Here is a 23,158-nt window from a genome sequence, read left to right on the forward strand (position 1 = left end):
CCCATGGCCAATCAAATCCTGAAGCCCCATTACAGCTGCGTTGTCATCGGCGGCGGCCAGGCCGGACTTTCGGCCAGTCATTACCTGAAAGCTCACGGACTCGACCATGTCGTCTTCGAAAAGAAAACTGTTGCCCATAAATGGAAGAACGAACGCTGGGACGCCTTCTGCCTGGTAACGCCCAACTGGCAATGCCAACTGCCGGATCATCCGTATGATGGCGCAGACCCGCATGGCTTCATGGTCAAGGATGAAATCCTGGCCTATGTCGACCGTTTCGTCGCCAAGGTCGATGCACCGGTTTTCGAACGGACCACCGTGACCGCTCTCGAACGCGATGGTGATCTCTTTCGCATCGAGACCTCCGCCGGAACGGTCACCTCCGATAGCGTGGTGATCGCCACCAGCCTCTACGCTGATCCAGCCATTCCCCGTGCCGCCGAGCGGTTGCCGGACGATATCCTGCAAATGCATACCGCCGCCTATCGCAATCCCGGGCAATTGCCGGAAGGCGGCGTCATCGTCGTCGGTTCCGGCCAGTCCGGTTGCCAGATCGCCGAGGACCTGCATCTGGCCGGCCGCAAGGTCCATCTCGTTACCGGCAATGCACCCCGCTGCGCCCGCTTCTATCGTGGCCGCGACGTGGTGGACTGGCTGTCCGATATCGGCCAGTACGATATTACCGTCGAAAAGGACGGCATGAACAAGAAGAAGCACGACACCAACCACTACCTCACCGGGCGGGATGGTGGGCGCGACATCGATCTGCGCAAATTCGCGCTGGAAGGAATGTCGCTCTATGGCCGCATGAAGGGTGTCGCCGGTGGAAAAATGCTGTTCGAACCGAGCCTGAGAACCAATCTCGACGGTGCCGACCGGGTCTATAACGGCATCAACGCACTGATCGACCGCCACATCGCCAAAAAGGGCATCGATGCGCCCGCCGGCAACCCCTATGTGCCGCTTTGGGAACCGGAGACCGAACCGGCGGATCTCGATCTCAAGGCCGAAGGTGTTACCGCCGTCATCTGGGCAACGGGTTTCAGCCCGGATTGGTCCTTCATCGGCCTGCCAATCTTTGACGGCAATGCCTATCCGGTCCACCGCCGCGGCGTCACCGCCGTCGATGGTGTCTACGTGCTCGGCCTTCCCTGGTTGTGGACCTGGGGCTCGGGCCGCTTCCTGAGTGTCGGCAAGGATGCCGAACATGTCGTTGGGCATCTCGCAGCGCGGCTTTCGGCGCAGACATCGTCTCCCAAACAAGCGGTCAACGCCTGATCATGAGCGCAGCCCTTCTCGATTTCCCAACATCCGGACCTTCCGTGCGCGACCTCATGGAGCGAGCGCTTGATCCGCATATTCTTATCGGCATGCCCCATTTGAACGGCTCGGGGCTGTCGGAGACCTGGTTGATGAAGGAACTCGGCCATCGCCACTGGCTGATGCTTGCGCGTCATCTCGGCTTGGACACCGCGGATTTCAGAACGGCCGATGGAGAGGAAGCCTACGCCGCGATCTGTGCGACGTCGCTCACGGCGGCACGCTTCAACGCCGTGCGAGCGAACGACATTCTGACCATCCATTCGACAATGTCCGCAGTCTCCCGGACGCAGACATCGACTCGACACGAATTGTCCGTTGATGACCGAAGCATTGGCACGGTCGAACTAATCTCGACTTTCGTTCACAGAACGATCAAAGGCAACAATCACTCCATCGCGCGGGTGACATTGCGCGAGCCACAAGCACAGTGGTTCGAATTAAGCCTTCTGGCCCAAAATGCCGCGAGTATCCGGAATGGACGGTTGAGCAGGCATTTCGGGCTTCCCGTCCTTGCCGACAAGCCGATCCGAACCTTTAAATTCGCTCCCAGCATCTCACAGGAGTTCAACGGTGCGGGACTATTTTACTTTGCCGAATTTCAGGCACTCGCCGATCGCGCCCTGGAGAATTGGTTTCCCGCCAAGGGGCCAGTCATACGAAAAGAGGTCTTCTTCCTTGGCAACATCGAGAAAAATGAAAGCATTTTTTTCGATCTCATTGATTGTTCGGAGGAAAAAAGAACGGTGTTTGGGCAATTGCGACGCGAAGACGGGAAAGTGATTGCGAAAATATTTGGTACGTGGAGGGTTCTGTGCTGATGCCAGCCATTGGTACAACGACCATCTAGGGGCCAGGCGCGCTCGCGCTTGCCTTTGCGGGTGTGTTTTTCCATGACACCGCAAATTTCATGAGAACGGCAGCCGCTTGCGCGGACAGAAAGGCTATCACGGAAATCAACGCGATATAGAGAAGGATATAAGCGAAAGGCGGGATCTGCACGCTGCGGAGAAGGTGGCCATAGATCTCGGTAAAGCCCCGGTGGCACATGTAGACGGGATAGGACAGGTAGCCGAGAAAAATGCAATGCCGCTGAAATCTCGCGGGGACTTCGAGCATCGTGCCTGCGAAAACGATGAGCGGAGAGATCAGAATGCAAAACGGCAGCGCGAATTTCAGCGAGTCCGTGGGCAGGAAAAGCAGTCCGAAAATCGCGGCAATCGGAAGGACGGCGAAATAGGTGTTAACGGTGCGTCCGATCCCATGGAAACTTCTGAGCCTGTAAATAATCATCCCGACCGTGAACGAAAAGAAAACGCGAGCCAAGCCACCGTCGACAGACCGCCATTCCCAGCCAAGGTCAAGCGACCTATGCACGAAGACCGAGCCAAGGAGCATTGCCAGTGAAGCAACGGCGATGACGGCGAGGCTTCGCGTTTTCAATCTGAACAGCACGAGTGCAAATATGAGGTTTGCCAGCAGTTCCCAGAACAGCGACCAGGCAGGTCCGTTCAGCGGATAGAGCGGCCAAAGATCGGCGGCCGACCTCGTCACGAAACTGGGTGAGGGTAACATGAATGCGGTCGATATCAGGCTCGCCAACAGATCCGCGCGGCTTTCCCCGGACGATTGCCAATGTAAGAGCAATTGGACAAGGCCGTAGAAACTGCCAATCAGGAAAAGCGGATAAAGACGCAAATATCGCGCTTTCATGAATGCCAGGACAGTCATGCCGCTTGCAAGCTTTTCGCCATAGGCCCGGGCAATGACAAATCCGCTGAGAACGAAGAAGAAGTCGACCGCGACATAGGCCGAGGGAGCATATGGCCTCTGAAGGTGATAAACGACGACCGCGAACGCAGCCAGACCGCGCATCGCATCCAGGGAGGCGTATCTATGTCTTGTCTCATCAGCCGGCATTGGTCGACGTCCCGTTGAGTGACTGGATTGCGAGCTTTATCCCTCCGCCCTCGCGCCAAAGAACTGCTTCTGCAAGCCGTGATTGAGCAGGCGCACCCGCGAGAGATTGCGGAGCAGTCGGTGAGGGCGGCAAAGGACGAATGTGCTCAGGAAATGCGTCCTGAGCAGACTGGGCGATTTGCTGTGAGCGCCGCTGTGTCCTACTCGATAGATCGCGCCTCGAAAGGGCAGCGCCTCGAGCGGACTACCCGCCTCGGCAAGTGCCTTGCCAACGCGGACATGGCTGCCCATCATCGATTTCATGTGGTCGATATCGGCATCCTCGAACCTTGCGGGAAGGCGGTAAAGATCCGAACGCACGATCAAGGATGTGCCGCAGAAATTTGAAAAATCGTTCTGGTGCAGAAGCAGGCGACCGCCCTCGCTCCAGATGTAACCTTTCTCGATTTTCCAGCCGTTTGCATTGGGATGCTTGGCGACAAAGGCGACAATATTCGCACTGACGAAGTCGTCGTCATCGACAATCATAAAGAACCGCGTGTCACGAGCAGAGAGCATTCCGCTCAGCACACGGCGGCCTTTATCCAGGCGGAATGCGTCATAGGCTTTTTCACGATCCGGACCATTCAGATCGTAAAGTTGGTTTGGTGGAAAGGTAACCCTTTCGACCGAAAATTGCGGCGGCAGATCGGGGAGGTCCGCACCCTCGTTGGCTACGATAACGGCGCGCCAATCGCTATTTGATTGGCCTGCAATCGACGCGATCGTTTGCGATAGCCTACTCTTTAGGGAAGCCCAGTCGTTCGAATTTTCCTGGTGCCTAACTGGGATGATGAATGTGATCAGCGTCATTGTGTTTCCTCTTTTTGAGAGTCGAAATCGCAATCGCGGAATTGAGAAAATGTCGGGAAACGCTGCCGCTTTCGGTCTGCGGTTCCCGATCGCAACTACCGCATTTCTGTTCGGTGGCCTCGCAGCGTCGTTCGCACGAGGAAGAGGATTCTTTCCCTGCACAATAGGAATATGAGACCTGAGTATGTGATGCCGCCGACCAAAATCTCGGTGACCAGTCGCCACACCGGCGGCCAGTCACCCAACACCGTCGACGCCGCCAGCACGACGACAAGCATGCCGAGATAGGCCGCCGTCGGTCTCAGAAACTGGACAAAATACTCCCCGATGCTCAATCCGATCAGCCGGGAAACCATCCACAGCGTTACGGGCCACATCAGCAACACCTCGAGCATCAGCGCAAAGACAATGGTGGCAACACCGTATTTATAAAGGAGAAGGACCGTCAGGATCGTAACGATATTGCGGGCCAGTTGATAGTAAAACCACCAGTCCGATCGTCCCTGGCTTGTGATCAGAGACGCCTGGACAACGCCGATGCTGCTCATCAGTCCGATAACGCAAAAGAAACGGACCGGCCAGATGGCTGTGGCCCAATGCGGTCCGAAGATCAGCGGGATGGCGTCGCCAGCCACCGTTGCAAGTCCCATGAACGCCGGAAAGGAAATGAGCGAGCAGCCGAAGGTCGTCATCAGAAACGCGTCGCGGACCTTGTTCTGGTCGTGCTGCAGGGAAGAGAGAAGAACGTGGGTGACCGAGGTCAAGCCGCCGGCGACAACGTTGTTGAGCATTTCAAACAGCCGTCTCGCGAAATTATAAATACCGAGTGCCGCGGGGCTAACCAACGTCCCAATGATCAATTGGTCCAGATTCATGGTTTGCAGGAACCGGTTCCCTGAAGCAAAGATGCCGTAATGCAGCAGTTCACGTAGACTGCTAAGCTTGATCCGGACGCCGGGTAGCCAGCCTGCGCCCCAGAAAGCTGCGGCACAAGCTGCCGCCGGCGCCGCGATCTGCGCGATCGCCAGTGCCCACAGGCCGAAGCCGGCCAGTATCAGCGACAGACAGATGATGGCGGAAACAACGGTGGAAATCGCCGTGCGCGTTGCCACCAAATGAAAGGACATCGTCCTTCCGATCAGGGCATTCGGAACGATGATCATCATGTCGAAGAAGATCTTCAATCCGATAATCATCAAGAGGCCGACGATTTCATCATGCCCCAGTGAATGCGCAAGTAGCGGAGACAAGACGAACAACACACCATAGAGAAGTGCCGCCGAAAAAAACGATAGCCAGAAAACCGTATCGAGATGACTTCGTCTAATGGACTTTTGCTGGATCAGCGCTTCGCCAAAGGCGGTTGGCCCAAGGCCCGCGGCAAAACTCACAATGCTGAAAGCCAGCGCCACAAGGCCGAAATCCTGTGGCTGTAGAAATCGCGATGTGACGATGAAAACCAGACCGTTGAGCACGGTCGGTATCAAGGTGTCCAGCGCCGACCAGAATGCCCCTCTCAGCGCAGCTCTCGATCGGTTTTCACTTAAATGCTCAAAAACGATATCGTCCGCTTCGGAAGCCAGCAATCACGTACTCCGTCTGAGTGATTTGACATGCCCTATGACGCCAGCGTCTCCTTTGGCGTCCGTGAATTGCATATTTGGCCTGTCATCCGATGCGAACTGAAAGGCGAACTTGATGCTCATCTAGGCTACCCCCCGATTTTGTCCAGGGAAAGACAAATATTGCATTGCAGCATGACATTCTGATCTAATTGACGTGCATGTCGAATTGCCGGGATAATTCCACCGGCGTCTGTTCACTCCCGATGGCTGCAAGCACCACTTTCCCCTGAAAAGCTGGGTTGCGGCTCCGATGCGGTCGTCTCGCCATGCATTCTTCTGTTTCCGGCATTTAGGCCAAGGTTTAGCAGGAGTTCCCTTCTTCCTCGCGGGTCCGGCATCCCCGGACCAGCCCTAGTCCGATGACACGGCCTAAAAAAGACGGAGAAAAATTGACAAATGGAATCTCCGGACTAAGTGACCCCTAGTTACTGGGGTCCATCATTTGTTTCCGACCATGGCATGATTTTGAGCTGTTGTTGTTCCGGCCCGTGATGAACGGTTGTGGCTTCACGGAATATTTTTGCGAATAAAACGGGGCGCTTACGGCGTCGAGCAGTGGGATTTGAGCACAATATGACCAGCATCACCGGGCGGCTCTTCAAGGGAAGCATGTGGTTGAGCCTGTCGCGGGCGATTGTGAACGGGCTGGCGATGCTGAGCACGTTCGTCTTGGCGCGGTACCTGGCACCCTCTGATTTCGGTGTCGTCGCGTTGGGGATGACGATCCTGTTGATCGTCACTACCGTCACCGAATTTTCGCTTGCCGAGGCACTTATCCGGCACGAAAAGCCCGAGGAATCGCATTTCAGCGCCGCCTGGACACTCAACGCCGCCCGGGGATTGCTCCTCTGCCTCTTGTTTGCGGTCTGCGCCTACCCGGCCTCCAAACTGTTCGATGAGCCAAGGCTGTTCGGCGTCATGCTTGCGCTGGGCTTGAGCATGCTGATGGGCGGCTTGACCAACCCGCGCCGGATTATGTTGCAGCGCGATTTGATCTTCTGGCAGGAATTCGTCCTCAGCGTCTCGCAAAAGTTCACGGGCTTCGTCGCTGCCGTGGCAATCGCCGTCATCTATCACAGCTATTGGGCGCTGGTGATCGGGACGCTGGTGAGCCAGGCTACGAACGTCATCGTCTCCTATCTCGTACTGCCGTTCTGGCCCAGGATCACATTCCGGCACATGCGGGAATTCTTCTCCTTCTCCGCGTGGCTCACGGCCGGCCAAATCGTCAGCACGCTCAACTGGCGTTTTGATTATCTGCTGGTCGGCAAGATGCTCGGCGGGGTCGCGCTCGGCTATTATTCCGTCGGCAGCAACCTGGCCATGATGCCCACGCGCGAAGCGACCGCGCCGCTTACCCAGACGATCTACCCCGCCTTCTCCAGCATTCGCGACGATCCGTCACGTCTCGCCGCTGCCTATCAGCGTGTGCAGGCGCTGGTCGCCGCGGTCGCACTTCCCGCCGGTATCGGGGTTGCGGTGGTCGCCGATCCACTGGTCAGGCTCGCGCTGGGTGAGAAATGGGTGCCGATCGTCTTCATCATCCAGTCGCTCGCCGCGGTTTTCGCGCTCCAGACATTGGGTTCGCTGGTGCAGCCGCTCGGCATGGCAAAGGGTGAGACACGGGTGCTGTTCATCCGCGACAGCCAGATGCTGTGTATCCGGGTTCCGATCATGATCGCCGGCCTGATTTTCTATGGGCTTCCGGGGGTCATCCTTGGCCGCGTTTTCACCGGATTGTTCAGCACATTTATCAACATGATGCTGGTGCGGCGCTTCATCGGCGTCACGGTGTTGAAGCAGCTGTCGGTGAACCTGCGCGCGCTCATAAGCGTCGCCGTTATGGCGGCGGGGGTTTCTCTTGCCGCCGGCCATCTGACCTACACAACTGACAAGGTCATGCTCACGCTGGACTTGGTGATCCTGATTGCGCTGGGTGGTTTTCTGTACTGCGGATCAAGCTTGTTGCTCTGGATATCGATGCAGCGACCGGCCGGCCCCGAAACGGAGGTCCGGAATATCCTTGGCAAGATCCTTCCAAAATTTCGTCTCGCTTGAAGAATGCGCCGCAAATTTCCTGCCGCGTAGTTTGCAATACCAGTAAAGGGGAATGGGGAATGACGTCACAATCAAATCTGGTCCTGATCGCAAAATTGCAGGACATGATTCACGATTGCCTGAAGGACTATGTCACCAAAGACGAGCCCGTGGCGATTCTTGACTTTCCTGATATCCGCAACTGCGGCGACTCGGCCATCTGGTTGGGGGAAATGGCTTATCTCAAGGATAGGCACGGTAAGCGGCCGGCCTATGTTTCGCGGGTAAACGATTTCTCGCCCGATGATCTTGAACGCGTCATGCCGACGGGACCGATCTTCATCCATGGCGGCGGCAATTTCGGCGACATCTGGCCCGCGCATCAGGATTTCCGCGAGCGCGTGCTCGAGCGGTTCCCCAATCGTCAAGTCATCCAGTTTCCCCAGTCGATCCATTATAATTCGCAGGCCCGCCTGGACGAGAGCGCGCGGATCATCGGACGCCACAAGAACTTCGTGTTGCTGGTCCGCGATGAGGAATCGAAAGAATTCGCGCACAAGCACTTCGATTGCATTGTGCGCCTCTGCCCGGACATGGCCTTCTCCATCGGCGCGCTCCCGCCTGCGGCGTCCGAATTCCCCGTGCTTGGAATGCTGCGGACGGATCTCGAAAAAGCTGGCAATGCCGATCTCTCGGCCTTTCCCGACATTCCGATGGAAGACTGGACAACCGAATCCGCCAGGCGCGTGCGCCTTTCCAAGGCATTTGGCGCGGCGGGAGCGTTCCTGGCGCTCAAGCCCGCGGAGGCGCGGCTACGTAAGCTCGATGCGGCCGCGCACAACCGCTTCCAGCGCGGTATTCGGCAGATTTCGCGCGGGCGCGCGATCGTGACCGATCGCCTGCATGTGCACATATGCTCGCTGCTGCTCGGACGACCACATGCTGTCCTCGACAACAGCTATGGCAAGATCCGGCGATTCATGGCGGCATTTTCTGGCGGAACCGACCTGTCCTACAAGGCGGAGTCGCTTGCCGATGGGATCGCTTGGGCGCGGCAGCAGGCCAGCCGAGGCAATGCCGGATAACCGGCTGGGGATGGAAACATGCCTCTTGGGCAACTCTAGTAAAGGGGCGAAATTCGCCCCTTTATTGCTCCGGCGAACGGACATCGGAGCATAATCCAGCGCGACATGAATGCAGCTATAAACGGTATGGCTTCGTGATTTCATAAGCCATCTCCGTTCAAGGCCCAGGGAGCATATCAGTTTTTCCCTTGAGCGTGGTCCAGCCGCGGGGGTTCACTCCAAGGTCCGATCAATGCTTAAAGAAAGACACTTTGTTCGTGTCCGATCCTGCCAGGGCATCGCCCGCCGACATAGTGTCAACTTTCGAAGGACCGGATTTCATGAGGCATTTTCCGCTCTGGCTAATCAGCCTGCTTGTCGCCTGCTTGATCTCGCTTGCACCGTCCGCGCGCGCGCAGGGATTTGTTCGTGCGGACCATCAGCAAATCGTGGACGGCAAGGGTAATCCCCTGATCTTGCGCGGGCTGGGCCTGGGAGGTTGGATGGTCCAGGAGGGTTATATGATGGGCCTATCCAATCTGAAGGCGCAGCATATCATTCGCGGCCGCATTTCCCGGATCATCGGTGAGAAAAAGACCGAGCAGTTCTATCAGTCCTGGCGCGACAACGCCGTGACGAAAGCCGACATCGACGCGATGGCCAAGTGGGGCTTCAACAGCGTGCGCCTACCGATGCATTGGAACCTGTTCATGAAGGACACGCCCGGCAGCACCGCCACGGGCAGGATCGTCTGGAACGAAGAGGGCTTTCGGCGTGTCGATGCGCTGATCGCCTGGCTGAAAGCCAACAACATGTTCCTGATCCTCGACATGCACGCTACTCCGGGTGGCCAGGGTCATGACATTGCTATTTCCGATCGCGATCCGGACAAGCCCTCCCTCTGGGACAGTCGCGACAATCAGGAGAAAATGATCGCACTTTGGAGCGAGATTGCCCGGCGCTACAAGGATGAGCCGACCATTGCGGGTTACGATCTGCTCAACGAGCCAAACTGGGGTTTTCAGGACAAGAACGATAAAGGTGGCTGCCGCGAAACCGGCAACGAGCCGCTGCGCGATCTCTATGAACGCACCATCCGCGCCATACGGGCGATCGATACCAATCATATGCTGATCATCGAGGGCAATTGCTGGGGCAATAATTACCTCGGTATATTGCCGATAGCCGATCGCAACACGGCGCTGAGCTTCCACAAATACTGGACCCCCACCACGCAGGAGTCGATCGAGCCATTCCTGAAATTGCGGGAACAATACGACATGCCGCTATGGAACGGCGAGTCCGGCGAGAACAACAATGATTGGTACGCGCGCGCCGTCGCACTGCAGGAAAGGAACGGTATCGGCTGGTCGTGGTGGCCGTTAAAAAAGATCGGCGCGGGCAATCCCCTCGAAATCAAGGCTGGAGCAGACTACCGCCGCCTGTCTGCTTATCTTCGTGGGGAAGGCAAGAGGCCTCCGGCCAAGGTGGCCTTCGCCGGTCTCATGCAACTGGCAGCCGACAACCGTTTCGACAGAAATATCTATCATCAAGACGTGGTTGACGCCCTGTTGGGGGCCACGGATCGCCATGAGAAGATACCGTCCGGATCACAATAATTGCAATTGGCTGCCGCCCTACCCGTTGCGCAGCGATAGGTCCCGCTATTCCCGTGTTCGCCTTTTCGCGGAGGACGTCGTCTTTCCGTGTGAACGCACCTCGGGAAGAGCGAGAGGCAGGTCAGGCCGCCTTGAGCGAACGCCTGCCAATACGGTTCAGCACCTTCCGGCCGAGTTTCTGGCCCGGACCTTCGATCCTCGTAAATCCGATATAAGCAAGCGCATAGGCAAGCGGAATCAATGTCGAAAAGACGATGAAGAAGCGGGTTGATGCCGATATGTCGTCGCCCAGTTCCCGGATGACAAACGCGGCAATGGGCTGCAACAGAATGAGGTGGATGAGGTAGACGCCGAAGGAAAGTTCACCGAGCCAGTGAAAAAAACTGTTGCCGAGAAAGCGTGAAATCCAGCCGCCGAAGCGTCCGAGCAGGCCCGGAAACAGCTGGTGATGCACGAGAGCGAAGAAGCCGATCACCAGTAGAATACGGACGCCGATCTTTACGGGCGTCATATCCCCGCCGATGGGGATCATGACCAGAGCTACGGCCAGCAGCGCATTCATGATGCTCTGCCGGCCACTGGCGAACAGGCCGCTGGCCAGCAGCATGCCGCAGAGGAATACGTGCATCTTCAGCGGCAAAAACGACGGCATGGGGAAATTCACATGCGCGGCTCCGATCAATTTCGAAAAGACGAACGCCCCCGCCGCGACGAGGATGGCGCCCGGAAGCCATCCGATTTTTCTCAAAAGCAGCATGACAAAGGGGAACACGGCGTAAAACTGCATTTCCAGCCCCAGGCTCCAATCCGGCAGAGGCGTGCGGAACGCATATCCGGGAAAGAGCCCGAAGGCGAAGCTCACATGCATCAGCAGATTGCTCACCGTGCCATCCAGATAGCGCTCCGGCAACTGCGGGCCGTGCGCCAGAAAATTATCGATGGTCATGCGGCTTTCATAAATCATCGGGCCGAGAAGAAGCCCTACACAGAGCAGGACATAGTAGAGCGGTGCGATGCGAAAGAACCGCTTCAGCCAGAAATTTGCCCAGGTCGATGGCTTTTCCCATGGATTAGCGTCTTCGCGCAGCTGGTAGTGAAAGACCATCAAAAAGCCGGATAGCATGATGAACAGGTCAACACCCAAATCCGGCGACGACAAGATCGGAAGATGCCAGCCCGTCAATATCAGGCTGTGGCCGACGAGAACCCAGAGGGCGGCCAGGCCGCGAAGTCCATCCAGGCACTCGATCCGCTTGCTCTCAATGATCATCCGGTGTCCCTTTTGGCTGAGGCGGAGCGTCGCAAGCTACCTCAATATGCTGCGTCGCACAACACGCAGTCGTCATCCGTGAAGAACAAGGATTAGCCGATTGCCGGCATTGGGTTTGATGTTTCGAATGCCGAATTTCTCCGCCCATAATCTCACGGCCTGATGAGAGACGACGATACCTCGCGCTGCCAGCATATCCTCGACCATGCGCAGGCTGAGCAGAAACCCGAAATAGAGCCATGCGGCATGGGCAATCGCCTCCGCCAGATTCCACATCGTCGATGCCAGGTTGACGTTACAGTGCCTTTGCGCGGTCTTCTCAACCACCGGATCCGATTCCCTGCCTGCTTCTCGGTCAACTTGCAACAGATACCGAATGGGCCAGCCGGAGTATTGGCACAGGCCTCGTGAAGCATGCCCTCGAACGGTGTGTGCACGCTGCTGCGCTGATCGGCGGGCGGGCATTGATGGTCAATGCCGTTGATAAGGAGGCCGCTGAATTTTGGCAACGGCGAGGTTTCGCACCGTCCAAGGACGACCCCTTGATCCTGTTCCGCCCGATCACCGGTATTGCTGCTTCACTGGCGCTGGCCAAGCATGGGCAAAGATTGCCGAGCTTTGGTTGAATGAAATTGCGAAAGCAATTATCAGATGTGCTGCGCAACAACAATTATGGAACAGGCATGCCGAGACGGTCCGCACTCGTTCGATATCGGCCTGGACAACAACGGCTCTTGCTTGCCGCCTATATCCGAAATGGGCGCGAAAATTGTCCCATCCCGAACCCCCAGACACTCATAAAGAATTAGACATTATAGTACTCTGCCCAATGCCCGTAAAAGTGGTCGAGGTTGCAAAATACCTTCCCACTTGAGGTATTTGAACCTCTGATTCCGTTATCCTGATGGATTAGACGAAGTGCTCAACAAAGGCCCACACATGGCGGTCTTGAACATACTCGGACTGTCGGGCGCTAACTTGAATTGGCTAAGCTTCTAATTTAATAGGACAACCGTGCGGAAACACAATATTATTCAACTAGCACTTCGTCCGCACGAATCCGACATGCCGGATACGAGCGGCAATCTACCCCGACGCAGCTAAACCTTTGCCAGCTCGCACCGGCAAAAGCGTGAGACTGGTTGCAGTGTTTGTCCCGATCGAAAGCATGCCGCGTGCATCGATGAGCAGCGCTCTATAATGATCGCTACGCCACTGCCTGCGCTCCGGTGATTTCGACCAGCGAACCACACATGAACGCCGCCTCATCGGACGCTAGGAACGCGACCAGCGCGGCAACCTCGTCAGGCTTGCCGATGCGACCGAACGGAACCATCTTGTCGAGATCGGCAATCGTACGGCCCGACCGTTTGACGCCGGCTTCGAGCATCGGCGTATGGATTTCGCCTGGACAGACGGCGTTCACGCGGATCTTGTCCGGCGCGTAGTCACGCGCGAGATTTTGCGTGAAGGCAGCTACGGCGGCTTTGGTCGTGCTGTAGGCAATGTGGTTCGGCGCCGGATAGAGACCCCACTGCGAGGCTGTGTTGACGATTGCGCCGCCGCCGGCAGCGATCATATGCGGTAGCGTCGCCCTGCAGAGATGGAACATCGAGTCGAGGTTTACGGTGAAGCTAACATCCCAGTCCTCATCCGACAGTGACAGCAGATTTCCACGACGATTGATGCCAGCATTGTTGACAAGAACGTCGATCCGCTCGTTGAGAGCGAAAGCCTTCTGGACCAGAGCGAAGCAGGAGTCCTTCTTTGAGATATCAGCGGCGATCACCGTTGCCGCACCGCCCTCCGCTTCGATGCTCTTCACGACCTCCCGAGCGGCCTCTTCGTTAACGTCGGTGACCACGACCAAAGCGCCTTCGGACGCCAGGCGGCGTGCGATCGCCGACCCGATACCCCCACCTGCACCCGTGACGATCGCAACTTTGTTCTCGAACCGCTTCATGGTGTTCTCCCCTTTATCTGATGTAGCTTCCGCCGTTGACGTCGAGCGTCGCACCGTTGAGCGACGCCTGTCCCGGCCGTAGAATGAATGCGACGAGTTCGGCGACTTCGCTCGGTTCGGCCATCTCGCCGATCGGAATGTCCGATACGGCCGCTGCTTTTCCGTGCGCGGCGATGAACTCCTCCGCCATGTCGGTGCGCACCCATCCGGGTGCGATCGCAACCGCAGTCACACCATCGGCGCCGAAGCTGCGGGCGATCGACTTTGTCAGATTGACGAGTGCCGCTTTTGTGGAGCCGTACGGCAGGGCGTCGGCCGTGTATCCACGTTGACCTGCCCGGCTTGCCATGTTGACGATCCGCCCACCGCCGTTCGCCTTGAAGTGGCCGATGGCTTCCTTGCAGAGATCTGCGGCGGCGAAGAAGTTGATCTGAAACTCCCGCTGCCATGCAGCCTTCCAGTCCGCAGCGGATACGTCGATCGAAATCTCGGTGCGGATCCCCGCATTGTTTACGAGCGCATGGATCCGTCCCGCCAGTGCCAAGGATTTCTCCCAGAGTTTGAACGGGCCTTCATCGGATGACAGATCACCCTGAACGATCCAACCCTCTCCGCCAATTGCGGAGAGCAACGCCTCGGTGCCTGACTTGTCGCGACCGTAATGGATAATTGGCCGGGCGCCTTCAGCGGCAAGCTGTTTGACGATGGCTGCGCCAATGCCTCCCGAGGCACCGGTTACGAGTATAGTTTGCCCTTCGAGTGCTTTCGTCATTCCTCACCTCATTTCAGGAGGCCGACCTGCGGTCCCCAAGTATCCGATAGTGCAAAACCCGTTTTGAAGGGGTCGTCCTTCTCAACACGCAGTTCGGTGCGACCATAGACGTAACCTCGTCCGGTGATACGCGGAAGGACGGCCTTTCGCCCGCCAATCTCGGTCTCCCCAATCGCTTCGGCAATGAACTCGCCACCGATGATCGATCTGGAGGTGCGCGCATCGCCCACCGTGACGAGACCCCGTGCGTGAAGAGTTGCGAGGTTTGCCGAGCTTCCCGTGCCACACGGAGAGCGGTCGATGCGTCCCGGCTGGAGCGTAGTGCAGGTTCGTACAGCGCCATCCGGCTCGTTGTCGCGGAACATGACGTAGGCGATCTCGTCGACACCTGGGAGCGTCGGATGCGATACCTTTACCTGCTCGACGAGGAGCCGCTTGAGTTCGATCCCGGCCTCGGCGAGCGTTCGAGCATTGTCTGGCGCAATGCTCAGACCGACTTGGCCGACATCCACCAAGGCATAGTAGACGCCGCCAAAAGCGATATCTGCCTTGATGCGACCCCACTCTGGAGTGTCGATTTCGTGGTCCAGCAGCTCTGCAAAACTCGGCACGTTGTCGAGGCTGACAGCGACGCAACGACCATTCTCGCAGCGGGCGCGGGCAACGATCAGCCCGGCCGGCGTGTCCAGCCTGAGGGTTGTCTCCGGTTTGACCATGGGCACGCGGCCACTCTCGAGAAGAGCAGTCACGACGCAGATGCAATTGCTGCCCGACATGGGATGGGCGCGATCTGCCTGGAGTACAATGAAGCCGGCGTCGGCGTCCGACCGCGTCGGAGCGACGAGCAGGTTCACCGACATGGCGACGTTTGCACGCGGTTCGAACGTGACGAACCGACGGAGACTGTCGTCGACATTGTTGATGTGGTTCATCTTGTCCAGCATGGTCGCTCCGGGGACCTCCGGAGCGCCGCCAACGAGGACATGGCCAAGCTCCCCCTGGCAATGAACCAAGAGAAGATCGAGGTGCTTCTCAAAATCCATGCTCGCGGGCCTCACTTGATGTACCAGCCCCAGGGCTTGTCGGTCACATACTTGGTGATCTGCTTGGTCTCGAGGTAGTTGTCCAGACCCCAGCGTCCGAGTTCACGACCAATGCCCGATTCCTTATAGCCGCCCCACGGCGCTTCGGTGAATGTGGGCTGCGAGCAGTTGATCCAGACGATGCCGGCACGGAAAGCGGCCGCAACGCGTTCGGCGCGGGCGTCGTTCTTCGACATAACCGCCGCTCCGAGGCCGAAACGGGAATCGTTTGAAAGCTCGATCGCCTCCTCTTCGGTCTTGAACGGCTTGACGCAGACTACGGGGCCGAAGATCTCCTCGATCCAGGCGTCGCTATCGAGCGGCACGTCGGTCAGGATCGTCGGCTGCAGATAGTAGCCCTTGTCGAAACCTTCCGGACGTTCGCCGCCGCAGGCGACGGTGGCTCCTGCCTTCCGTGCGCCTTCGATCGCGGTGACGACGTTTTCGTACTGCTTTTTGGATACCAACGGCCCAAGAAGGACCCCTTCGTCGAGCCCATTGCCGATCTTGATCTTTTTCGTCTCCTCGACCAGACGGGCCATGAAGCGATTGTAGATCGAGTCCTGGACCAGAACGCGCGAAGTACCGGAGCAGACCTGTCCCTGGTTCCAGAAGATACCGAACATGACCCATTCGACCGCGTCGTCGATATCCGCGTCCTCGAAGACCACGAACGGCGACTTGCCGCCGAGTTCGAGGCTAATGCGCTTGATATCGCGTGCGGCGGCCGCCATGATCTTCGAGCCTACCGGGCCAGATCCGGTGAAGGCCAGCTTGTCCACGCCCTTGTGATCTATGATGGCCTGCCCGGCGACAGAACCGATACCCGTCAGGACGTTCAGGACGCCCGGAGGAAGCCCGGCCTCGTCCGCGACGGCCGCAAGTTCAAGCGCCGTCAGCGAGGTTAGTTCGGAAGGTTTCAGGACAATCGTGCAGCCTGCCGCGAGTGCGGGCGCCACCTTCCAGGCGGCCATCAGGAGCGGAAAGTTCCACGGGATGATCGCGCCTGCGACGCCGACCGGTTCCTTGACCGCCTTCGAGGTGAAGCGGTCGTCCGGAAGCGGAACGATCTCTTCAGGATCGTTGTCGAGCTGTTCGGCCAGACCCGCGTAGAAGTCGAAGCAGCCGGCCGCGTCCGCGATGTCCCAGTCAGCCTCGGGAAACGGCTTTCCATTGTCGAGGACTTCGAGCTTGGCGATCTCAGCCTGCCGGGCGCGGATACCTTCCGCGATCGCACGGAGATACTTGGCGCGCTGCACTCCCGTGAGCTTTGGCCAGCCGTCCTTGTCGAAAGCCCGGCGCGCAGCCTTGACGGCGATATCGACGTCTTCGGCAGTGGCCGAGGCGATCGTCTGGATGACTTCCTCTGTCGCCGGGTTAGTCACGGTGGAAGAGCCGCCCATGACGGGCTTGACCCACTTGCCGTCGATGTAGAGTTCGGTTCGCATTGTCGTTTCCCTTGCCTTCGTTGGTCGCCCCCGGTTCAGAACCGGTCGGCGCGATAGGGTTTCATGTCTACGGGCGGCGTCGCGCCCGTAAGGAGATCGGCCATCAGGCGGGCTGTGGTTGCCCCGTAGGTCAGGCCAAGATGCCCGTGACCCGTGGCGTACCAGACGTTGCTTCTCTTGGCCGACCGGCCCATGACCGGCACGGTGTCGGGCGTCGCCGGGCGGTGGCCCATCCATTCAGAACTCTGCTCGACCTGCAGATCAGGAAGCGCTTCCCTTGCACGCTTCACCAGCACCTTCGCGCGACGGTAGTCGGGGGCGGCGTCGAGCCCCGCCATCTCGACCGTGCCGCCGACACGGATGCCGCCTGCGGTCGGCGTCACCATGAAGGCGCGCGCGGGCCAGATGAGAGAGTGACGCATGGAGACGCCGGGCGCCTGGATTTGAGTATGATAGCCCCGCTCCGTCTCGAGCGGGATCGGCTCGCCCAACATGGCGGAAAGACGCCCGGTAAAGGCGCCCGCGGCAAGGACCACCCTGCCCGCCTGAAGCTTTCGTCCGTCCTTCAAGCGCACGGCGCTGACGCCACCGCTGTCGTGTTCGAAACCCACGACCTCGCCGGTCTGCACCGAACCACCAAGCCTCTTGAACTGGTCCGCAAGCGCGACGACGAGTTCGTAGGGATTGGCGATGGAGCGGTTGTCCGGGAAGAGCACGGCCTTGCCGATCTTCGCGGTGATGGCGGGTTCGAGGTCGCGAATGGCGTTGCCTCCCAGAACTTCGTAGCGGAAGCCGAAGCGGTCGAGAATTTCGATATGTTCGTGATCGGCCTTGAACTCGGCCTCGTCGGTGTAGACGCTGAGGCATCCCTCGGCGGAGATCATGTGCTGGAGCCCGGTCTCGGCGAGTAGCGCATCCAGGTCTTCGTAGACGCGACGACATAGGACCGCGCCAGCCGCCTCCAGCTCGCGAAGCTTCGAAGGGCGGCTGGCGGAAATGAAGCGCAGGAACCAGGGGATGAGCCTCGGCACGTAGGAGGGACGAACGCGGACCGGCCCTTCGGGATCCAGCATCCATCCCGGCATCTGCGCCCAGATCCCGGGACGGGACGCGGGCATGAACTCAGTCACGGCGATGCTCGCCATGTTGCCATAGGACGCGCCGGTCCCAGGCTTGTTGCGATCCAGGAGCACGACTGTCTCGCCACGACGCTGTAGCTGGTAGGCGATTGCAGCGCCGATGATCCCGGCGCCGACGACGATGGTTTGAGACACTTCAGCTCCTCGTTCTTGGGAGACGGCCGGAGTTCGACCCCGGCCGTCTGCATCTGTTACCAGTTCAGGATCGGCTGCATCGCAGCCTTGAATTCGGCTTTCTCTTCAGCTGTCAGCTCTCCGAGAGGAGCTCGGGTGTTCCCGACCGGAAGCCCCTGCAGCTCGCAGCCGTACTTCACCTTCTGCACGAACTTCCCACTCTCGAGGATGTTCATCGCGCGGTAGAGGACGATCATCTTCTCCCGCGCGGCCTTCAGGTCGCCCGAACGGAAGGTACGGTCGAGGTCCACGCAGGCCTTCGCCATGCAGTTGGCCGGTCCGCAGATCCATGAGTCGGCGCCCCAGAACATGAAGTCGAGAGCGATGTCGTCCGAACCGGACACGAGGTCGATGCGGCCATTGTAACGCGCATGGATGTCGATCGCGCGCTGGAGCGATCCCGAGCTTTCCTTGATCCCGAGCACGCGCAAATCGTCCGCGAGCGCATCCAGAATGTCGAAACCGATCTCGACGCCATCCTTGTAGGGGTAGCTGTAGAGCACGAGGTTGATGTCCGTTTCCTTCAACACCGTCTGGAAGTGCGCGAGTAGCTCGTCCTGCGTCGGGCGCGTGTAGAACGGCGTCGCCAGCAAGACCGTGTCGTAGCCGATTTCCCTGGCCTTCAACGTGTTCTCAATGACTTCGCGGGTGGCGGGTGCGTTGGTCCCAGCGATTAGGATTTCGCCTTCGTTCGCGAAGTCCTTGACAAACTTGAGCACCTCGAGACGCTCGTCGTTTGAGAGCGCGGAGTATTCGCCAGTCGAGCCCATCGGAACCCAGCCCGTGACGCCAGCGGCGCGGAGCGCCGTCAGGTGCTTTTCGTAGGCCTTGAAATCGACCTTCCCATTCGCGTCGAATGGAGTGATGAGAGCGGGCATGACGCCGGAAAGTTTCATGGAATTTTTCTCCTGTAGCGGACTGCTAGATTGCGAGCTTCTTGAGAATGCGTCCCTCGACAAGCGTGACTGCTCGGGTCAGCGGGAAAGCGATGACGAAGTAGATGAGGGCAACCACGGTCAGCACTTCGACCGGCCGGGCCGTATTGTTGGAAATGTTCTGACCGACGAACATGAGGTCGGCCATGCCGACCGCCGAGACCAGCGCGCTCTCCTTGAAAAGGCTGACGCAATTCGACAGAAGTGTCGGGATCGCGCGCAGAACGGCTTGAGGAAGAATGACGCTGGTCACCTGAACTCTCGGGGGCAGACCGAGGGCCACGCATGCATCCCTCTGCTCCGGCCCGATCGACTTCAGGCTGGCGCGAAACGTCTCGCTGGTGATCGCTCCCATGTAGAGCGTCAAGGTGATGACGCCGGAAGCGAAGTTCGAGAGTTCGACGCCCAGGATCAGAGGAAGGCAGAAGAAGATCCAGAAAAGCTGGATAAGCACGGGCGTGCCGCGAAAGAACTCGACGTAGGTCCCCGAGATCAGGCGAAGAACGGTGCTGCGCGATGTGCGTGCCAGGCCCACGAGGAAGCCCAGCGTGCATCCCAGTACGATGCAGACAGCTGTGAGCTGCAACGTCGTCATGAGCCCGAGAAGAAGCGCATGTTCGAACCTTGCGAGGACGGAGAAATCAAGCGACATCTGGACCTCCTAGCTTGCAAGCTGTTGGCGGCGGCGTTCGAGCAGGCCGACGATCTGGGTTACGGGGAACGAAACGGCGAAGTAGATGAGAGCCACGACGGTGAAGGTTTCGATCGGACGATATGTCTCCGTGGCGAGCGATTTCGCCTCGTACATGAGGTCGGCGATCGCAACGATGGCGACGAGCGCGCTCTGCTGGAAGATGACGATGCCGTTCGTCAGAAGCACCGGGACGGAGGCCCGGAAGGCGGTCGGAAACACGATATAGAGAACGCGTTGCCAAGGATTGAGCCCTAGCGCGATCCCGGCGTCGAGCTGCTCTCTGGGAACCGCCTGGATCGATGCACGGTAAGCCTCTGCGTTGAAGGCCGTGAGGTTCAGGCCGAGCGCCATCACCCCCATCGTTATCGGATCGAGAAAGACGTCGAACAGCATCGGCACGCAGTAGAAAATCCAGACGATCTGGACGATCGCGGGCGTACACCGGAAGAACTCGACGAAGAGCATGAATGGTATGCGCAGGAGCCGGTACGGGCTCATCAGCAGCAGGGCCAGGCCGAAGCCCGCGATGATGCCGATGACGTTCGCCGCGACCGTTAGCTCGAGCGAGACCACCAGTCCCCGCAAAAGCGGCGCAAAGGAGATGGAGTTGAAGTCGAACGTGTAGTTCATCACCACCTCCTATTGCTTGATGTGGAAAACGCGGTCGATGAATTCCTTGGTGCGCTCCTCCTTCGGAGAACCGAGCACCTGTTCGGGCGGACCGTCCTCCACGACGACGCCGCCAGCGCAGAAGATCACGCGGGAAGCGATGTTCTTGGCGAACCACATGTCATGCGTGACGATCATCATCGGCATGTTCTGCGAGGCGAGCTGCATGATCACCTGCTCGACTTCGCTGACAAGTTCCGGGTCGAGCGCGGACGTCACCTCGTCGAACAACATCAGCTTCGGATCGAGCATCAAGGCACGCGCAATGGCGACGCGCTGCTTCTGGCCGCCCGATAGCTGGGCCGGGTAAGCCTTCGCTTTCGCGCCCAAGCCGAACCGTTCGAGGAGCGCTTGCGCACGGGCCTGCGCCGACGCCTTCGGTTCGCCGCGGACCTTGCACGGTGCGAGCATCAAGTTTTGAATGACGCTGAGATGCGGGAACAGCGTATAGTGCTGGAACACCATGCCAATCGAACGACGAACGTTCGTATTGATCAAGGTCTTCTTGCCGCGCCCTTCCGACGAGATGTACGGCTTGCCGTCGAAACTGATCGAACCGCTGTCGATCTGTTCGAGGCCCATCATGACGCGAAGAAGCGTGCTCTTGCCGCCGCCGCTCGGACCGATCACGACGACGCGGTCGCCGGGTTTCATTTCGATATCGATGCCCTTGAGCACCTGGATTGCACCGTCGCCGTAGCTCTTGTGCAAGGCCTGCATTTTGACGAGAGGTAGACTGAAAGACATGGTCATGGCCGATCTCGGTTTACATCGAGTGCGGGACAGCGCCGACTTTTAGGCGTCGGCGCTGCTGGCGATGTTAGTTCGAGCCCTTGAGGACCTGATCGACCGCCTTCTTGATCAGCTCGTCGACGTGGCCTGTCGCGACCTTCTCTTCGAGGAAGATATTGACCACTTCGACGTCGGAAGCCGCCATGTTGTGCGGCAGGCCGAAGGACACGCCCTGCTTTGCGAGCGCCGGCGTCGGGCTGAGCGCGACCGCCCAATCCGGATTTGCCTGCGTGAGAAGAAGATTGGTGTCGGAGGCGTCGACGAGGATGTCTGCGCGCTTGGACGTCAGCGCCAGCCGCGTCTCGTCGTTGCCCGGCAGGCGCATGATCGTGGCAGTCTTGACCGCGGCCGAGATGGCCTTGTCCTGTGCCGTTCCCGACATGACGGCGAGCGTGACGCCAGCCTTGTCGATATCGGCGACGGACGTAGCGCCCTGCGGAATCTTCGGGTTGTTCTTGTTGTAGGCGAGAGAGATCTGGTACTCCATCGCCGGGATCGAGAACTGGACGGCCATGGCGCGCGCCGGAGTCCGGTTGAGCGCCAGGGAGACGTCCCACTTGCCTGCCTGCAGACCCGCGACAATGTTGTCCCAAGTTGTATCGACGAACTCCGGCTTGACTTTGAGAGCGTCGGCGAACTCGCGGCAAAGGTCGGCGTAGAAGCCCGAGTATTCGCCGGTCGCAGGATCACGCATGATGTATGGCGGGGCGACGGCCGCGCCACATTTCAGAACGCCTGCCTTCTGAACGCCCTGCCAGTAACCTTCGGCGGTCTGGGCATGAACGAACGTGGCAGACATGCCTGCCAAAAGGGCGAGCGCAGGCAGCGCCCGCATGGCGGACGTGATCAACTTCGAGAGCATCGGCTTTCCTCTATTTTGCTATGCGCGGGGTGCGCGGTTCCACTCGTCGGCTATGGCCGTTTCTATTGTTTCTGTCGGCTGCGTGTCGACTGAAGAAAATATGTCAACAGCGTGTCGACAAAGTCAAGCGGAAAAATTACATTGCTGTGACAGGGTTTTTCTGGCCCAATGCCGCCCGAACGATAGAAAGGTATCTAAGTGTCTGAAGAACTGGAGACGAAGCGGGTCCGGGGAACCGGGTCCCGAAGCGTGTATGAGAGTCTGAGGAACGAGATCCTCTCGCTGGCTCTCCCGCCGGGGCAGCTCCTTGACGAGACGACGTTGGCCGAGCGATTCAACATGTCCCGCGCTCCGGTTCGCGAAGCATTGATCCGGCTGGGCTCGGATGAATTGGTCGTCACCCTCGCAAACCGCAGCACGATCGTCGCTCCGATCGAGGTGGCGACGTTTCCCAAATACGTGGAAGCGCTCGATATCGCACAACGGATGAACACGCGTCTGGCGGCAGCACTACGGACAGATGCAGATCTCAAGGTCATAGCCAAACGCGACAAGGCGTTCGCGGCAGCGGTCAAGACCGGAAATCACCTCTCCATGTCGGAAGCCAACAAGGAGTTCCACATGGCGATCGCCTATGCCGGCAAGAACCAGTACCTCACCTCCTTCTACGAGAAGCTTCTTTCCCAGGGCCAGCGCATGCTTCACCTGCATTTCGAATACCTTGAGAGGACCCACGAGGGCTATCTCCTGACGGACGAACATAACCAGATGTTCGAGGCGATCCGCGATCGTAACATCGATTTGGCAGATGAGCTGGCGCATGCTCACACAAGGCAGTTCCAGGACAATTTCATCAATTTCATGCGTGAGAACTACACGACCGATGTCACGCTCGGCTCGCGGCGGGCGGCGGAGTAAGCG

21 protein-coding genes and 1 pseudogene are annotated in these 23,158 nt (G+C 58.7%); 7 read left to right on the forward strand and 15 right to left on the reverse strand.

Going from position 1 to position 23,158, the window contains the following annotated elements; translation table 11 throughout:
- Nucleotides 1-3 precede the first annotated feature (3 nt).
- Nucleotides 4-1,278: an MSMEG_0569 family flavin-dependent oxidoreductase gene (locus EX00_RS28460; protein ID WP_047465424.1), complete on the forward strand. Its 1,275-nt coding sequence runs from the start codon at nt 4-6 to the stop codon at nt 1,276-1,278.
- Nucleotides 1,279-1,280: 2 nt separating this feature from the next.
- A complete protein-coding gene (locus EX00_RS28465) occupies nt 1,281-2,141 on the forward strand; it encodes a Pnap_2097 family protein (RefSeq protein ID WP_047465426.1) in 861 nt (286 codons plus the stop codon).
- A gap of 25 nt (nt 2,142-2,166) precedes the next feature.
- Here the strand turns inward: EX00_RS28465 and EX00_RS28470 are convergent, their stop codons facing one another.
- From EX00_RS28470 to EX00_RS28480, 3 genes are all read right to left on the reverse strand, one after another.
- Nucleotides 2,167-3,195, reverse strand: a complete 1,029-nt coding sequence (locus EX00_RS28470; protein ID WP_234709130.1) for an acyltransferase family protein — start codon at nt 3,193-3,195, stop codon at nt 2,167-2,169.
- Nucleotides 3,196-3,276: 81 nt separating this feature from the next.
- Entirely contained in the window at nt 3,277-4,092 is an 816-nt protein-coding gene (locus EX00_RS28475; RefSeq protein WP_047465431.1) for a hypothetical protein, read from the reverse strand.
- Nucleotides 4,093-4,187: 95 nt separating this feature from the next.
- On the reverse strand, nt 4,188-5,678 hold the full coding sequence (locus EX00_RS28480; protein ID WP_047465435.1) for a lipopolysaccharide biosynthesis protein: 1,491 nt from the start codon (nt 5,676-5,678) through the stop codon (nt 4,188-4,190).
- A 612-nt stretch (nt 5,679-6,290) separates the two neighbouring features.
- Here EX00_RS28480 and EX00_RS28485 point away from each other — a divergent pair.
- The 3 genes from EX00_RS28485 to EX00_RS28495 all read left to right on the forward strand — a co-directional run bounded on the left by EX00_RS28485 (nt 6,291) and on the right by EX00_RS28495 (nt 10,437).
- Entirely contained in the window at nt 6,291-7,775 is a 1,485-nt protein-coding gene (locus EX00_RS28485) for a lipopolysaccharide biosynthesis protein (RefSeq protein WP_047465437.1), read from the forward strand.
- Between the two features lie 59 nt (nt 7,776-7,834).
- The gene (locus tag EX00_RS28490; protein WP_047465440.1) at nt 7,835-8,839 is read left to right on the forward strand and encodes a polysaccharide pyruvyl transferase family protein; all 1,005 of its coding nucleotides are present in this window, start codon (nt 7,835-7,837) and stop codon (nt 8,837-8,839) included.
- Nucleotides 8,840-9,159: 320 nt separating this feature from the next.
- Nucleotides 9,160-10,437, forward strand: a complete 1,278-nt coding sequence (locus tag EX00_RS28495; RefSeq protein WP_047465716.1) for a glycoside hydrolase family 5 protein — start codon at nt 9,160-9,162, stop codon at nt 10,435-10,437.
- Between the two features lie 121 nt (nt 10,438-10,558).
- Here the strand turns inward: EX00_RS28495 and EX00_RS28500 are convergent, their stop codons facing one another.
- Nucleotides 10,559-11,707 (reverse strand): acyltransferase family protein, encoded by a 1,149-nt coding sequence (locus EX00_RS28500; RefSeq protein ID WP_047465443.1) that lies wholly within the window; start codon nt 11,705-11,707, stop codon nt 10,559-10,561.
- A gap of 129 nt (nt 11,708-11,836) precedes the next feature.
- Nucleotides 11,837-11,983, reverse strand: a pseudogene (locus EX00_RS28505) (IS6 family transposase); the annotation flags it as partial.
- Nucleotides 11,984-12,051: 68 nt separating this feature from the next.
- Here EX00_RS28505 and EX00_RS28510 point away from each other — a divergent pair.
- Complete coding sequence (locus EX00_RS28510; RefSeq protein WP_404944049.1) at nt 12,052-12,333, forward strand: hypothetical protein; 282 nt, start codon at nt 12,052-12,054, stop codon at nt 12,331-12,333.
- Between the two features lie 581 nt (nt 12,334-12,914).
- Here the strand turns inward: EX00_RS28510 and EX00_RS28515 are convergent.
- The 10 genes from EX00_RS28515 to EX00_RS28560 form a co-directional block, all read right to left on the reverse strand.
- Nucleotides 12,915-13,670: an SDR family NAD(P)-dependent oxidoreductase gene (locus EX00_RS28515; RefSeq protein ID WP_047465447.1), complete on the reverse strand. Its 756-nt coding sequence runs from the start codon at nt 13,668-13,670 to the stop codon at nt 12,915-12,917.
- Nucleotides 13,671-13,683: 13 nt separating this feature from the next.
- Nucleotides 13,684-14,442: an SDR family NAD(P)-dependent oxidoreductase gene (locus EX00_RS28520; protein ID WP_047465449.1), complete on the reverse strand. Its 759-nt coding sequence runs from the start codon at nt 14,440-14,442 to the stop codon at nt 13,684-13,686.
- An 8-nt stretch (nt 14,443-14,450) separates the two neighbouring features.
- Nucleotides 14,451-15,485 carry a proline racemase family protein gene (locus EX00_RS28525; protein WP_047465451.1) on the reverse strand — a complete coding sequence of 345 codons (1,035 nt, stop codon included), beginning with the start codon at nt 15,483-15,485 and terminating at the stop codon, nt 14,451-14,453.
- A gap of 11 nt (nt 15,486-15,496) precedes the next feature.
- Nucleotides 15,497-16,972, reverse strand: coding sequence for an aldehyde dehydrogenase family protein (locus tag EX00_RS28530; RefSeq protein WP_047465453.1), 1,476 nt, complete (start codon nt 16,970-16,972; stop codon nt 15,497-15,499).
- A 35-nt stretch (nt 16,973-17,007) separates the two neighbouring features.
- Complete coding sequence (locus EX00_RS28535) at nt 17,008-18,246, reverse strand: NAD(P)/FAD-dependent oxidoreductase (protein WP_047465454.1); 1,239 nt, start codon at nt 18,244-18,246, stop codon at nt 17,008-17,010.
- Nucleotides 18,247-18,302: 56 nt separating this feature from the next.
- On the reverse strand, nt 18,303-19,181 hold the full coding sequence (gene dapA / locus EX00_RS28540; protein ID WP_047465457.1) for a 4-hydroxy-tetrahydrodipicolinate synthase: 879 nt from the start codon (nt 19,179-19,181) through the stop codon (nt 18,303-18,305).
- A 25-nt stretch (nt 19,182-19,206) separates the two neighbouring features.
- Nucleotides 19,207-19,872: an amino acid ABC transporter permease gene (locus tag EX00_RS28545; protein WP_047465461.1), complete on the reverse strand. Its 666-nt coding sequence runs from the start codon at nt 19,870-19,872 to the stop codon at nt 19,207-19,209.
- A 9-nt stretch (nt 19,873-19,881) separates the two neighbouring features.
- Nucleotides 19,882-20,544 carry an amino acid ABC transporter permease gene (locus EX00_RS28550; RefSeq protein ID WP_047465464.1) on the reverse strand — a complete coding sequence of 221 codons (663 nt, stop codon included), beginning with the start codon at nt 20,542-20,544 and terminating at the stop codon, nt 19,882-19,884.
- A gap of 9 nt (nt 20,545-20,553) precedes the next feature.
- Nucleotides 20,554-21,336, reverse strand: coding sequence for an amino acid ABC transporter ATP-binding protein (locus EX00_RS28555; protein WP_047465467.1), 783 nt, complete (start codon nt 21,334-21,336; stop codon nt 20,554-20,556).
- Between the two features lie 67 nt (nt 21,337-21,403).
- Nucleotides 21,404-22,237 carry a substrate-binding periplasmic protein gene (locus EX00_RS28560; RefSeq protein WP_047465470.1) on the reverse strand — a complete coding sequence of 278 codons (834 nt, stop codon included), beginning with the start codon at nt 22,235-22,237 and terminating at the stop codon, nt 21,404-21,406.
- Nucleotides 22,238-22,435: 198 nt separating this feature from the next.
- Here EX00_RS28560 and EX00_RS28565 point away from each other — a divergent pair, with 198 nt between their 5' ends.
- Nucleotides 22,436-23,155 carry a GntR family transcriptional regulator gene (locus tag EX00_RS28565; RefSeq protein ID WP_047465473.1) on the forward strand — a complete coding sequence of 240 codons (720 nt, stop codon included), beginning with the start codon at nt 22,436-22,438 and terminating at the stop codon, nt 23,153-23,155.
- Nucleotides 23,156-23,158 lie beyond the last annotated feature (3 nt).

The organism is Martinezella rhizogenes (genome assembly GCF_000799715.1).
GTDB classification, from domain to species: domain Bacteria; phylum Pseudomonadota; class Alphaproteobacteria; order Rhizobiales; family Rhizobiaceae; genus Rhizobium; species Rhizobium rhizogenes_C.